At 44.7% G+C, this 13,347-nt stretch carries 12 protein-coding genes; 9 read left to right on the forward strand and 3 right to left on the reverse strand.

All coding sequences use genetic code 11. The features are described from left to right. Nucleotides 1-13 precede the first annotated feature (13 nt). The 9 genes from CLHUN_RS14000 to CLHUN_RS14040 all read left to right on the forward strand — a co-directional run bounded on the left by CLHUN_RS14000 (nt 14) and on the right by CLHUN_RS14040 (nt 9,808). Entirely contained in the window at nt 14-1,087 is a 1,074-nt protein-coding gene (locus CLHUN_RS14000; protein ID WP_080065257.1) for a carbamoyl phosphate synthase small subunit, read from the forward strand. A gap of 55 nt (nt 1,088-1,142) precedes the next feature. Beyond that, complete coding sequence (carB, locus tag CLHUN_RS14005; RefSeq protein ID WP_080065258.1) at nt 1,143-4,355, forward strand: carbamoyl-phosphate synthase large subunit; 3,213 nt, start codon at nt 1,143-1,145, stop codon at nt 4,353-4,355. A gap of 305 nt (nt 4,356-4,660) precedes the next feature. Continuing rightward, nucleotides 4,661-5,440: a dihydroorotate dehydrogenase electron transfer subunit gene (locus CLHUN_RS14010; protein WP_080065259.1), complete on the forward strand. Its 780-nt coding sequence runs from the start codon at nt 4,661-4,663 to the stop codon at nt 5,438-5,440. Between the two features lie 60 nt (nt 5,441-5,500). Then, on the forward strand, nt 5,501-6,421 hold the full coding sequence (locus tag CLHUN_RS14015; protein ID WP_080065260.1) for a dihydroorotate dehydrogenase: 921 nt from the start codon (nt 5,501-5,503) through the stop codon (nt 6,419-6,421). Between the two features lie 121 nt (nt 6,422-6,542). Next, nucleotides 6,543-7,238, forward strand: a complete 696-nt coding sequence (locus tag CLHUN_RS14020; RefSeq protein WP_080065261.1) for a histidine phosphatase family protein — start codon at nt 6,543-6,545, stop codon at nt 7,236-7,238. Between the two features lie 119 nt (nt 7,239-7,357). Next, the gene (locus CLHUN_RS14025) at nt 7,358-8,215 is read left to right on the forward strand and encodes an orotate phosphoribosyltransferase (RefSeq protein ID WP_080065327.1); all 858 of its coding nucleotides are present in this window, start codon (nt 7,358-7,360) and stop codon (nt 8,213-8,215) included. A 62-nt stretch (nt 8,216-8,277) separates the two neighbouring features. Continuing rightward, nucleotides 8,278-8,970, forward strand: a complete 693-nt coding sequence (locus tag CLHUN_RS14030) for a DUF1287 domain-containing protein (protein ID WP_080065262.1) — start codon at nt 8,278-8,280, stop codon at nt 8,968-8,970. Between the two features lie 3 nt (nt 8,971-8,973). Further along, nucleotides 8,974-9,450 (forward strand): Cys-tRNA(Pro) deacylase, encoded by a 477-nt coding sequence (gene ybaK, locus CLHUN_RS14035; protein WP_080065263.1) that lies wholly within the window; start codon nt 8,974-8,976, stop codon nt 9,448-9,450. A 58-nt stretch (nt 9,451-9,508) separates the two neighbouring features. Then, a complete protein-coding gene (locus CLHUN_RS14040) occupies nt 9,509-9,808 on the forward strand; it encodes a hypothetical protein (protein ID WP_080065264.1) in 300 nt (99 codons plus the stop codon). A 9-nt stretch (nt 9,809-9,817) separates the two neighbouring features. Here the strand turns inward: CLHUN_RS14040 and splB are convergent, their stop codons facing one another. The 3 genes from splB to CLHUN_RS14055 all read right to left on the reverse strand — a co-directional run bounded on the left by splB (nt 9,818) and on the right by CLHUN_RS14055 (nt 13,322). Continuing rightward, nucleotides 9,818-10,837 carry a spore photoproduct lyase gene (gene splB, locus CLHUN_RS14045; RefSeq protein ID WP_080065265.1) on the reverse strand — a complete coding sequence of 340 codons (1,020 nt, stop codon included), beginning with the start codon at nt 10,835-10,837 and terminating at the stop codon, nt 9,818-9,820. Nucleotides 10,838-10,902: 65 nt separating this feature from the next. Continuing rightward, nucleotides 10,903-12,141: a YibE/F family protein gene (locus CLHUN_RS14050; protein ID WP_117387062.1), complete on the reverse strand. Its 1,239-nt coding sequence runs from the start codon at nt 12,139-12,141 to the stop codon at nt 10,903-10,905. An 86-nt stretch (nt 12,142-12,227) separates the two neighbouring features. Next, nucleotides 12,228-13,322 carry a response regulator transcription factor gene (locus CLHUN_RS14055; RefSeq protein WP_080065267.1) on the reverse strand — a complete coding sequence of 365 codons (1,095 nt, stop codon included), beginning with the start codon at nt 13,320-13,322 and terminating at the stop codon, nt 12,228-12,230. Nucleotides 13,323-13,347: the final 25 nt, after the last annotated feature.

The raw sequence follows: 13,347 nt of genomic DNA on the forward strand, positions 1-13,347 counted from the left end.
AGGAGGATAAATAATGAAGGCCTTTTTGCTACTCGAGGATGGAACGGTTTTTGAGGGAAACAGCTTTGGAATGGAAGGCGGGGTTGTTGGAGAAGTAGTTTTCAACACCGGAATGACAGGCTACCAGGAGGTGTTGACCGACCCCTCCTATTGCGGACAGATTGTATGCATGACTTATCCGCTGATAGGCAACTACGGGGTGAATATTGACGATATCGAATCTCTGAGACCACAGGTAAAGGGGTTTATCGTAAGGGAGCTTTGCAAGACTCCAAGTAATTGGAGATCCATAGAATCACTCAATGAATATCTGAAAAGAAATGAAATAATCGGTCTTGAAGGCATAGATACACGGGCCCTGACCATTATATTGAGAGACAGGGGTACAATGAAGGGAACCATCGTCACCGGTGATACCCTTGAGGAAATTGAAGAAAAAATACAAGAGGTAAAAAAATATACCATAAGCAATCCTGTTCTTCAGGTAACTACTCCTGAGGTAAAGCACTACGGCGGCAGCGGAGAAGGCTATACAATCGCCCTGCTGGACTATGGTCTGAAGAAAAATATAGTCAGATCGCTGCAAAAGAGAAACTGTAATGTATATGTGTTTCCGTGCACAGCCACGGCAGAAGAGGTGCTGGCTGTGGAGCCTGACGGAATAATGCTGTCAAACGGCCCGGGAGATCCGAAGGACTGCGGGTTCCAGATAGAAAATATAAAAAAGCTGATAGGCAAAAAGCCCATATTCGGAATATGCCTTGGACATCAGCTTACAGCACTTGCCAACGGGGCCAATACCGAAAAGCTCAAATATGGGCACAGGGGCTGCAATCATCCCGTCAAGGACCTTGATAAGGACATGACCTACATCACCTCCCAGAACCACGGCTACACCATAGTGAAGGAATCACTTGACCCGGAAATAATGGAAATAAGCCATATTAATATGAATGACGGCACAATTGAAGGACTGAGATATAAAAATGCCCCCTTGTTTACGGTGCAGTTCCACCCGGAGGCGTCGCCAGGGCCGGGAGATACTGCATATCTCTTTGATGAATTCATAAAAATGATAGCAAAATAGTTTCAATTTTTTCATTACTTATATGAAGCCGCTAAGCGGCAGATGGGAGAATAGAATGCCAAGACGCAATGATATTCACAAGGTATTGGTTATCGGGTCCGGACCGATTATAATAGGACAGGCCGCCGAATTTGACTATGCAGGCACGCAGGCCTGTCAGGCCCTTAAGGAAGAAGGTATAGAAGTCGTACTTGTCAACAGCAACCCTGCAACAATTATGACGGATACAAATATAGCAGATAAAGTATACATTGAACCTCTCAAGGCTGAGGTAGTAAAGAATATAATCAGGGCTGAAAAACCTGACAGCATCCTTCCCACTCTTGGAGGACAGACCGGGCTTAATCTGGCAATGGAACTGGCTGAATCAGGCTTTCTGGAAGAGCAGGGGGTAAAGCTTCTGGGAACTGCCACCGAAGCCATAAAAATGGCCGAGGACAGGCAGGACTTCAAGGATACCATGGAGCGCATAGGGGAGCCCTGTATTGCCAGCAAGGTTGTCACTACAATTGAGGATGCTGTGGCCTTTGCAAAGGAAATAGATTACCCGGTTATAGTAAGGCCTGCCTACACCCTGGGAGGTACAGGGGGAGGAATAGTAAACAACGAAGAGGAGCTGAGGGAAATTGGAGGGCATGGCCTGAGACTCAGCCGTGTTCATCAGGTGCTTATAGAAAAATGTATTTCCGGCTGGAAGGAAATCGAGTATGAAGTAATGCGTGACAGCAAGGGAAATGTAATTACCGTATGCAATATGGAAAATATAGACCCTGTGGGAGTACATACGGGTGACAGCATAGTGGTGGCCCCTTCACAGACTCTTGCAGACAAGGAATATCAGATGCTTCGCACCTCCGCACTGAAAATAATTTCAGCCCTGGGAATACAGGGGGGCTGCAATGTACAGTACGCACTGCATCCTACAAGCTTTGAGTATGCGGTTATCGAGGTAAATCCAAGGGTAAGCCGCTCCTCGGCCCTGGCCTCAAAGGCTACCGGCTATCCTATTGCAAAAGTGGCATCAAAGATTGCAATAGGCTATGGACTGGACGAGATAAAAAATGCAGTAACCGGAAAGACCTATGCCTGCTTTGAACCCACTCTGGATTACGTAGTAGTGAAGATACCAAAGTGGCCCTTTGACAAATTTGTCAAGGCAAAGAGGACGCTGGGCACCCAGATGAAGGCAACAGGTGAGGTAATGTCCATCAGCAGCTCCTTTGAGGCGGCACTTATGAAGGCCATACGTTCCCTGGAACTGGGAATCTTCACACTGGAACAGGACGTCTATAAAAGACTTGAAGGAAACGAGCTCGTCAGAAAGCTTTCAGATATAAATGACGAAAGAATCTTTGTAATAGCAGAAGCAATACGCCGCTCGGTTACACTGGAAGAAATATATGAAATAACCAGGATAGATTACTTCTTTCTTTGCAAAATAAAAGAACTGGTTTTGATGGAGGAAAAGCTGAAGACTTTGACACCTGACCAGTTGACAAGGGAAATTCTCAAAAAGGCCAAGAAAATGGGCTTTACAGACAGGATAATAGCAAAACTTACAGGAGCAGCCAGAGAGCAGATAACCGCTCTCAGAAAGCAGCAGGGGATAACGGCGGCCTATAAGATGGTCGATACCTGCGCCGCGGAATTTGAAGCGGCAACACCTTATTATTACTCAACCTATGATGACTTTTCAGAGGTGAAGCAGTCTGAAAGGGAAAAGGTCCTGGTTCTGGGCTCCGGCCCTATAAGAATCGGTCAGGGTATAGAATTTGACTACTGTTCGGTTCACTCTGTATGGGCGCTTAAAGAAATGGGCTATGAAACAATTATTGCAAACAACAACCCCGAAACAGTAAGCACTGACTTTGACACAGCCGATAAGCTCTATTTCGAGCCGCTTACTCCGGAAGATGTAGAAAACATTGTGGAAGCTGAAAACCCAAAAGGGGCTATCGTACAGTTCGGCGGGCAGACCGCCATCAAGCTGACAAAGGCTCTGGATGAAATGGGAGTGAAAATATTCGGAACAGAGCCTGAAAGTGTGGATGCTGCCGAAGACAGGGAAAAGTTTGATGAAATACTTGAAAAGACAGGAATACCAAGGCCCCGGGGAAAGACCATCTTTACCCTGAAAGAAGCCCTTGAGGCGGCAAATGAGCTTGGCTATCCGGTTTTGGTAAGACCTTCCTATGTACTTGGGGGGCAGGGCATGGAAATAGCCTATAATGACAAGGATGTGGCTGAGTTTATGGAAATCATAAACAGAACCGTTCAGGAACATCCCATACTTGTAGATAAATATATGATGGGCAAGGAAATTGAGGTTGATGCCATATGCGACGGGGAAAACATTTTGATTCCGGGCATAATGGAGCACCTTGAAAGAGCCGGAGTTCACTCCGGGGACAGTATCTCGGTATATCCTACCCAGACGGTGGGCGACAAGATAAAAAAGGTAATTGTGGATTACACCGAAAGACTGGCTAAGGCCCTGAAGGTTGTGGGACTTGTAAATATCCAGTACGTTGTTTACAACAATGAAGTGTATGTAATAGAAGTCAACCCCAGATCAAGCCGTACGGTTCCTTACATCAGCAAGGTCACAGGCATACCCATGGTCAATCTGGCAACCAAGTGCATGATGGGCATGAAACTCAGCGATTTCAAGTTTGGAACAGGTTTGTATAAGGAGCCCGAATATGTATCGGTAAAGGTGCCTGTATTCTCCTTTGAAAAGCTTCACGATGTGGATATCAGCCTCGGACCTGAAATGAAATCCACCGGTGAAGTCCTGGGTATTGCCGATAACTTCCCGGAAGCGTTGTACAAGGGTATCATTGCATCGGGTATCAGGCTGCCGCAAAAAGGTGACGGGATACTGATGACCGTGAGGGATACGGACAAGCCTGAACTGGTGCATATAGCCGAGGAGTTTGAAAAACTGGGCTTTACCCTCTATGCCACAGGCAAAACCGCCCACATGCTGAATCACAACGGTATAGCAACAAATGCCGTAAAGAAGCTGGACGAGGGTTCGCCAAACATCCTCGACCTTATACAGTCAGGAAAGCTGGGAATGATTATCAATACCCCCACCAAAGGAAGGAAGCCTGACAGGGACGGTTTCAAAATCAGAAGAAAGGCTGTTGAGATGTCAATCCCCTGCCTGACTTCACTGGACACCGCACTGGCGGTAATCAAGTGCCTGAAGCTGGGCAAGACCGAAGGGGAGCTGGAGGTTCTGAACCTGGACATATTCAAGTAGGCATAAAGTCAATTACGGTTGAAGCCTTCGCTTCCAGGCGAATATATGCTTTTAGGCATTTTATTTAAAGGCTTCAACGGTTTGGGTTTTAAAGAGTCTGTACTTCAGGAGACTTTAGTCACAAACCCAAACTATCGGCTTACAGCCGATGGTAATTGACTTGTAATGGCTGATTCATATATTAGGAGCGATAATAGCGTGAAAGATACATATGGTAAGTCAAAGTGGATTTCACGCAGCGAAAGCCACTGCGTGTCTTTCATTACTATTTGTGTACGCGCTATGCTCGTAGATGGGAGATTAAAATGAAAAAAGTTCTCAAGGAGCAGATTACTCAAATGCAGCAGTTGAGCGGTGATGTGTACAAGATGACCATCAGGTCGGAATATGTTGCTGCAAATGCAGTACCCGGTCAATTTGTAAATATAAAGTGCGGGGATATTGATGTCCTGCTCAGAAGGCCTATCAGCATCTGTGATGTAGACAGGAAAAACAATACCTTTGATATTGTTTTTCAGGTAAAGGGCAGCGGAACCGGAAGACTTAGCTGTATGTGCTCAGGTGAAGTGGATATGATGGCCCCGCTGGGAAGGGGCTTCACCCTGGACCCCAAACACAAAAACATATTTGTGGTAGGCGGTGGAATAGGCACCTTCCCGCTGTTGTACCTGCTGAACAGCAGCGGGGCCGGGGAAAAAACGGCTCTCCTGGGTTTCAGGACAAAAGCGGCGGTGGTGCTGGAAGACAGGTTCAGGGCCGCGGCACGGCATGTGGAAATAACTACTGATGACGGCACCTACGGAAGGCAGGCTTTTGTCACCGAGCTGCTGGAACAGCGGTTGCTTGAGCAAAAGCCCGATATAGTCTATACTTGCGGCCCTGCAATCATGATGCGCAGGGTGGCGGCCATAGCAGAAAAGCACGGCATACCCTGCCAGGTTTCCATGGAACAGAGGATGGGCTGCGGCATAGGCGCCTGTCTGGTGTGCGCCTGCAAGACCAAAAAGGGAGAGGACGGGCAGGGCTTCAGCCATGTCTGCAAAGACGGGCCTGTGTTCTGGAGCACGGAAGTTTGCTGGGACTAATTGCTATGATAGCATTCAGTGTAAACATCGATGCGTTTGGCACGCAGATTGGAGTGTAATATGTCAAACAATATTGATTTGAGCGTAAATATTGCAGGAATAACTTTTAACAACCCTGTCATCATGGCGTCAGGCACATACGGCTTTGGCCGCGAATATGGTGAATATGTCGATCTCAACGCCCTTGGAGGCATATCGGTCAAGGGACTCACCTTAAAGGAAAGGGCGGGAAATCCTCCTCCGAGAATAGCGGAAACTCCCGGGGGCATCCTCAACAGTGTGGGTTTGCAAAATCCTGGAGTTGAGGCCTTCAAGGAACATGACCTTCCCTTTTTAAAAAAGTATAATACCAGGATTATAGCCAATATATCAGGCAATACCATTGAGGAGTACTGCAAAATGGCAGAAATATTGGGGGATTCCGAGGTTGCTGCTTTAGAGCTGAATGTATCCTGCCCCAATGTAAAAGCGGGAGGTATGGCTTTTGGCACCGATCCAAGGCTTATTGAGGAAATAACCTCGGAGGTAAAGAAATATTGCAGGCAGCCATTGATTGTAAAGCTGTCGCCCAACGTGGGAGATATAAAAATCATGGCCAGAGCTGCTGAAGCTGCGGGAGCGGATGGTATTTCGCTTATAAATACATTGCTTGGCATGGCTATTGATATCCATAGAAGAAGACCGATACTTGCAAACAATTTCGGAGGTCTGTCAGGGCCGGCTGTGAAGCCTGTAGCTGTCAGAATGGTTTATGAAGCGGCAAATGCGGTAAAAATACCGGTCATTGGCATGGGAGGAATATCAAACAGTGATGATGCCATAGAGTTCTTGCTGGCAGGTGCAACGGCTGTTATGGTTGGGACTGCCAACTTTGTCAATCCCACAGTGCCTGTTGAGATTCTTCAGGGACTGAAGGACTATATGGAGAATTACGGCTTAAACAGCCTGAAGGAGCTGACCGGAGCTTTGGAGCTTAACTGATATTCATATATATTGGTATATTCAACAGGAATAATCGGGCATCGCCTGTTATGGTATTAATAAATATTCAAAAGTTTGGTATAATTAAAACCGAAGGAATTATTAATTATTGGAGGATTAAATGGTAACCAGACTTATATTAGTTAGGCATGCTGAGGCAGAGGGCAATATCAACAGGCGTTTTCACGGCTGGTTTGACAGCAGCATTACTGAAAAGGGACACAGGCAGGCACAAAGGGTAGCCGAAAGAATGGATACAATACCTGTTGACATAATTTATTCCAGCAGCTTGACCCGGACCTTGCAAACAGCTCAGTATATAGCAGACCGGAAGCAGCTTCCAATAGTGAGGACAGATAAACTCAGGGAAATAAACGGCGGGGATTGGGAAGACATGCCCTTTGACCAGTTGCCGGTTTTATACCCGGAAGAAAACCGGATTTGGGAAGAAGAGCCGCATCTGCACAAGATGCCAAACGGGGAAAGTGTTGCTGAATTTTATGAAAGGCTCCTGGGGGAGGTAAAACATATTATAAGCAGCAACCTGGGGAAAAACATATGTATTGTTACACACGGTGCTGCAATACGCACACTCCTCTGCAGGTTCTATGGACATAAGCTGGAAAATCTGAAAAACATATTCTGGCACGATAACACTTCGGTTACCGTGGTTGATTATGAGGATAAAAAGGATGAATTTGAAGTTCTGATGGAGGGGGACACCGAGCATCTGGACTTTGAATTGAGCACCATTGCAAATCAGGAATGGTGGCAGAACTTCATGGAAGAAAAGCGAAAGCAAAATAAGCTGAAATAGCATTTATTATATACGGAGGCAAGGTTGAAAGAAAATTTGAAACATATAAAAATGTGGCACCGATTCCATGCCGTAACTTTCATGGGGTTTTGTGCAAAATGGGAGGCATGGAAATAAATATGGAAAAGAACAAACTTGTCACATGGCTTTTTAGAACCGACGCTGTAAGGGTATGTCCTGAAAACAGACCCTTCTGGTACACCTCGTCCAAAATCGGGCCCTACTATATCAACACGCATTTCTTGTACGGCAGTGAAGAAAAGGCCAATGGCTTACTCAAGGTTATAGATGTCTGCAAGGAAAATAAGCTGGAATGCTCTGAAATAGTTTTGGAGCTCACCCGCAAAAATTTTGAAACCGACGAGATATTCAGAGGTCTAATTTTATCCATGTGCGAGTATATTAGAAGTAATTTTAATATGCAGAATATCAGCTACATATCAGGCGGAGAAAGAAGAGACTGGTTTTTTTCACTGATAATTGCCGATATGCTGAAGATACCGCATATAACCATATTCAAGGACTTAACCGCTGTTTTGTTCCAGAACGGGATATCATCGGAGGTCAAGGACCTTAAAAATGCAAATGTTCTTCATATTGCCGACATCATAACAGAGGCCTCCAGCTATACCAGAGCATGGATACCTGCCATTGCGGCCCTGAATGGCAATCTGAAATACAGTCTGGTAGTCATAGACAGACTTCAGGGGGGAGCAGAAAGGCTCAATGGTGCAGGTGTCGAGTCCCATGCCCTGATGAATGTAGACAAGGAATTATTTGACGGAGCGCTGGAAGAGGCACATATTACACGCGAACAGCACAAAATGCTGATGAACTACCTTGAGGAGCCCACGGAGACCATGAGAACATTCCTTTTGGAGCATCCGGAGTTCCTTGAGAATTCTCTGAAGTCCGACTCCAAAACTGCCGAGAGGGCGAAAACATGTATAGAGAAAAATATATACGGACTATCCTGAAAAGGATACCGGAATTTTTATTCCAGTGATGTTAAATACCCATGGCTGTAAATGAGGTTTGTATGAAAAAAAACATAATTATAGCGTCAATAGTATTAACATTGGGATTTATAGCTTTACTCAGCTATAATAGAATTGTTTATCTGGACGCTTTTTTCTTTTTGAAGGGAAAGGTTACAGTTGAAAAGATAGTGTGTGAAGGCGATATGGACAGTGACGGCATTTGCGATATGGACGATATTGTTCAGGGGGCCAGAATGGAGGTCCTGAATCAGACAAAATACCAGAGTACATATTATGAGGGGGGATATCCGCCTGAATGGGAGGGAGTTTGTACCGATGTAATCTGGAGGGCTTTGAAAAATGCCGGCTATAATCTGAAGCTGAACATGGACAGAGATATTCTTGAGCATACAAAAGATTATACCAACGGTGTAAAGATACCCGATCCAAATATTGATTTCCGGCGTGTTAAAAACCAGATAGTTTTTTTTGAAAAATACGCCACCAGTCTGACCAGGGAAGTCAGGCCCTATGATAAAAAGAACTTGTACCAGTGGCAGCCCGGTGATATAGTAGTGTTGAACAAGACCGAGCATGTTGCCGTAGTATCGGACAAAAGACGTAAGGACGGGGTGCCGTATATAATACACAATTCCAGTACGGTAGCTGTGGAGGAGGAAAACGTACTGCTTAAGTGGAGCAGAAGCGGCAGGATAATAGGGCACTTCAGATTTCCAAAGCAGGAGGGTTAGGGAATGCAGGTTCAAAAGACAAATGTTATGAGGATACTGGACAGCGCACACATGGATTATAATACCTATACCTATGAAAGCAAGGGAGGCGCTGTTGATGGTGTTACCGTTGCAGCTAAAATAGGACAACCTGTGGAAAAGGTTTATAAGACCCTTGTAACAAGGGGAGCCAGTAAGAACTTTTTTATTTTTGTAATACCTGTAGCCAAGGAGCTGAATCTCAAGGCTGCTGCAAAGTCGGTAGGAGAGAAGTCGGTGGAAATGATAAGAATGGATGAGATAAACAAGGTAACAGGTTATATAAGGGGAGGCTGTTCCCCAATAGGAATGAAAAAGGATTACAGAACCGTTATAGACAATTCCTGTGAGACCATTGACTCCATTATTTTCAGTGCAGGCAAAATAGGCTTACAGGTGGAGCTGAAGCCGGGGGAGCTCATTGAATTTATCAAGGCGGCAGTTGCACCTGTAACAGATTGACTTTTAACAGGCAGACTTTTCTGTTTTAAAATAAAGCGTTTAGCACAAGGAGACGGGCATGGATCAAAATACGGTTATAGCCATTGTTGTGGGAGTTATCGGCTTTTTTTCATTTACATATGTTTCAATGCAGGAGGTATTCAAGTACAAGCTGAAAAAAGAGCAGATCAGGGCGGATGCCATGGTTAAGGCAGAAGAAATAAAGGCCAGAAACCAGCTTGAACTTGAGGCTCTGTTTCAAAAGGATGGTATCCGGACAGAAAATATTGACAGCCCTATGGGCCATAGGGGTGAAAGCACGGCAGCAGACGACCGGGAGACCATTAGCCGAAAGGATAAGCTTGACGAGCGGACTTGAGAAAGGGAGTCAGATTATATATTTTATTTCGCCGTTTTCAAATATCCGGCTTATCTCTCTCTGGAAAAATTCCTTGACCATGCTCAGGGTTTCGCCGGGGTATAAATACTTTCCGTAGCCGAATTGCCCGTATTTGAACTGTCTTTTTTCATTGTCCATGTCAAGTGTTGTTTGAGGAAAGATTTCCGCGATTTTGTTCCTGGCCTTTGTTGTATACCTGTGAGATATGACCTCGAAGGTTATGGGTCGGGAGGCAGAAGCAGGAAATGCCTGGCGCAGTTCCAAAAGCAGCTCTCTGTATTCCTCTTGCCAGCCGTCATAAATAAATACGGGAGCAATTATAAAGCCCATGGGGTATCCGGCGGTATATAACCTTGCACTGGCTTCAAGCCGCTTTTTTGCGGATGCGGTTTTGTGCTCGTAGGCCTTTATGATGGTCTGGGTATTGAGACTGAACCTTATCTCAGTATGTTTTTTGTGTTCCAGCCCCAGCAGGCCGTCTATATCCGTAAATTTGGTAACAAATCTGAAACGGGCATTTTCCTGAGCTGCGAAGTGGGAGATTGCGGCTTTCAAGGCTCCGGTATAGGGCTCCGCCGGAACAGGATCGGAGGTGGCCGCACCTTCAAAGATGGTGGTGTCAGGAAGTCTTTGGGAGGTATACTTGTCTGCCTGCCTGAATATATCCTCAAGATTTACAAAAAGCCGTATAAAGGGCTTATCACCCAACTGTGTATTGAGGTAGCAGTATTCACACTGTCCGGTGCAGCCGCTTACAAGCGGAAGCTGAAAATGGGCCGAGGGCTTGCAGCTTTGAAAGCTCAGGCTTTTTTTTACGCCCACCACCAGAGTGGCTTTTCCGCTTTGATACAACTGGGCGGGAGTATCTCCGGGAATGTTGCTTTTGATTTTATTGAGAGAGCTTTCCAGCACAGGCAGCTTTTCAGCTTTAAATCTTGAATAAAGCTGCCGGCCAAGGGGATAATCAAGGGAGCCTGTCTCAAAAATCACTCTTTGGGGAATAAACATATATAGCCTCCGAATTTGTAGTCCTGCTTAGCTTGTACACAAAAGAGTGCTTTGATTATATAAAATTATTTCCAGCCGTCGGTGTATTCATCGGAAAAATCATCAGCCGCAGGAGCCTTGTATGGTTTTTGACCCGTTACCTTCTCTGAAAACAGGTAGGCGCAGATAAGGGAGGTGATAGGGATGGTTACCAGAATACCAAAGGAGCCCACCAGGGATTGTAATATCTCCACAACTATCATTTCCTTGTTCATAAGCTCCAAAATAGAGCTGTTATAGGATACCAGCAGCAGAACCACCGATAATGAGCTGCCTATGTAGGCCAGTATCAGAGTGTTTGCCATAGTTCCCATAATGTCACGGCCAATGGCCATTCCGGATTTGATTATAAGTGAAAATGGCGTGTATTCCAGCTTTTCCTTGAATTCCGCAAGAGCAGCGGAAATTGACATGGATACATCCATAATGGCTCCGATTGCTCCAATGAGTATGGCGGCAAAAATAATGGCCCGAAGGTCAATGGGATGAGTAGGATTTACACGTATGACATATAGAGATTCTTCGCTTACAAGACCTGTCAGCTTCAGCAGCCTGTCCATTATAAGAGTAAGAAAGCCTGATACCAGAATACCTGCAAGGCAGCCTATGCCTGCCGACAGGCTTTTTCTGTTTGCTCCGTATATTATGAGAAAAGACATGGTAATTATGAAAATACAGGTTATAATTGACCAGAAATAAATATTGAAGCCTTGCAGCACCGCCGGAATGAATACGGCAAATATTGCAACGCAGGTAAAGGCAAGTGAAACAATAGTGTTAAAGCCTTTAAAGCGCCCGAATATGACCAGAAAAATCAGAAATACCGCTCCGAGTACCATAAGAATGTCAGTTCTCAGATATTCTCCCAAAACCCAGTCATATTCCGAATCCTCATTATCAAGATTATACAGTATTACCTTGTCACCGGGCTCAACTTCCTTAAGGGATGCCCCGGTAAAGGGATCAATGGTCTGAAGTGCCTTGATTTCACTGCCCTTTAGAGCGCCTGACAGTACTTTGGCCGAAAAAATTATATCCTTGCCTGTTTCAGGATTGTCCCCTCCCAGATCATATTCCACCTTTTTTGAGCTTAATATTTCAACAACCTTGGCCTTTTCAGCCTTGACACCCTCGGCTCCGCTGAGTATATTGAGATTTTTGGTCGTGATACGATTTCCCACAATAAGCAGAATAACTGATAAAATAATTGTTAAAACATACACAAGAACTTCTTTATTTATTCTTAATTTAAGTTTATTAGACATAACCCCTCCGGCTCCGGCTTTTAAATCCATAGTAATTGACTTTATAATAGCACATGAATACTAGCTGTACAAGTCAATTACCGAAGCTAAATCTGATAGTCGGAATACTCGGAATTCCTGAATTCTGAGGGGCTCTTTCCATTTATCCTTTTAAACTGCTTCATGAAGTAGTTTAAATCCCTGTAACCTATCTGAAAGCCTATTTCATAGGTTTTTAAAGAGGTATTTTTAAAAAGGAACTCGGCCCGGGCCATTTTCACCATAGTCACATAATCGTTGAAATGAATGCCGGTCTTTGCCGGGAAGGAATTGCTCAAATATGTATTGTTGATGAAAAATTTATCGGAAATCACTTTCAGCTTTAAATCCTGTTCGGGATTATTCAATATGTAGTCGCATATATTACGGATGTTTTCATCCTGAGTATCGGGCTGAAACTTTAATATGAATTTTATGAGGAAATTTAACTTTCTCAGGTAGAATTCCTTGAAGGCGTCGGTATTTCCTTCATGCAGGAAATCAATTTCTTCAAAGAAACTTATTGCCGTAAAATTGCCAAGCCATTTATATTCTTCATAAATTGCCGTCACTATATTGTGATACAGCTTTTTTATAATAATATCAGCTTTTATAATATTGTCCCGCAAAGCCTGATACAGATTTTCAACTGTAGTTGCGAACATCTGCACTGCCGAGAAGTCCTTATTCTTTATGTGGGTGATTATGCTTTTTTCCTCCGCCGCCGGGTAAGCCCATTCCGGTCCGCTGTTGGAATCAAAGCTTTTGGAGCTTTGTTCCTGGTTTTTGTATAAAAACTTTTTAGCCCTGCCCAGAAGCTCAAGTATGCTCTCTTCATTGGCCGGCTTGACCAGATAATCAAATGCACCCAGTACTATGCCTTGCCTGGCATAGTTAAATTCGCTGTATTCACTGATTAACACAACACAGGGGGACAATCTGTCCCGCTTGATTTCCCTTAAAAGCTGCAGTCCGTCCATAATGGGCATTCTGATATCGGTCAGCACCAGATCGTAGGTATTCTTTCTGAGCAGATCTATAGCCTGACTGCCGTTATTGGCTTTTCCGGCAATTTCAAACCCTGAAAGCTCCCCCCAGACTTTTAACCGCTCCATTTCAATCAGGAAAATGTCCCTGTCATCCACAATCAAAGTCTTGTGCATTAAAAATCACCTCGTTTCCCAAATA

Origin of the sequence: Ruminiclostridium hungatei (genome assembly GCF_002051585.1) — a bacterium.
Taxonomy (GTDB): Bacteria; Bacillota; Clostridia; order Acetivibrionales; family DSM-1351; genus Ruminiclostridium; species Ruminiclostridium hungatei.

Bases quoted from the DNA above. Each gene is read 5' to 3' on its own strand.
- CLHUN_RS14000 (WP_080065257.1), top strand. From the start codon at position 14: ATGAAGGCCTTTTTGCTACTCGAGGATGGAACGGTTTTTGAGGGAAAC.
- carB (WP_080065258.1), top strand. From the start codon at position 1,143: ATGCCAAGACGCAATGATATTCACAAGGTATTGGTTATCGGGTCCGGA.
- CLHUN_RS14010 (WP_080065259.1), top strand. From the start codon at position 4,661: ATGAAAAAAGTTCTCAAGGAGCAGATTACTCAAATGCAGCAGTTGAGC.
- CLHUN_RS14015 (WP_080065260.1), top strand. From the start codon at position 5,501: ATGTCAAACAATATTGATTTGAGCGTAAATATTGCAGGAATAACTTTT.
- CLHUN_RS14020 (WP_080065261.1), top strand. From the start codon at position 6,543: ATGGTAACCAGACTTATATTAGTTAGGCATGCTGAGGCAGAGGGCAAT.
- CLHUN_RS14025 (WP_080065327.1), top strand. From the start codon at position 7,358: ATGGAAAAGAACAAACTTGTCACATGGCTTTTTAGAACCGACGCTGTA.
- CLHUN_RS14030 (WP_080065262.1), top strand. From the start codon at position 8,278: ATGAAAAAAAACATAATTATAGCGTCAATAGTATTAACATTGGGATTT.
- ybaK (WP_080065263.1), top strand. From the start codon at position 8,974: ATGCAGGTTCAAAAGACAAATGTTATGAGGATACTGGACAGCGCACAC.
- CLHUN_RS14040 (WP_080065264.1), top strand. From the start codon at position 9,509: ATGGATCAAAATACGGTTATAGCCATTGTTGTGGGAGTTATCGGCTTT.
- splB (WP_080065265.1), bottom strand. From the start codon at position 10,837: ATGTTTATTCCCCAAAGAGTGATTTTTGAGACAGGCTCCCTTGATTAT.
- CLHUN_RS14050 (WP_117387062.1), bottom strand. From the start codon at position 12,141: ATGTCTAATAAACTTAAATTAAGAATAAATAAAGAAGTTCTTGTGTAT.
- CLHUN_RS14055 (WP_080065267.1), bottom strand. From the start codon at position 13,322: ATGCACAAGACTTTGATTGTGGATGACAGGGACATTTTCCTGATTGAA.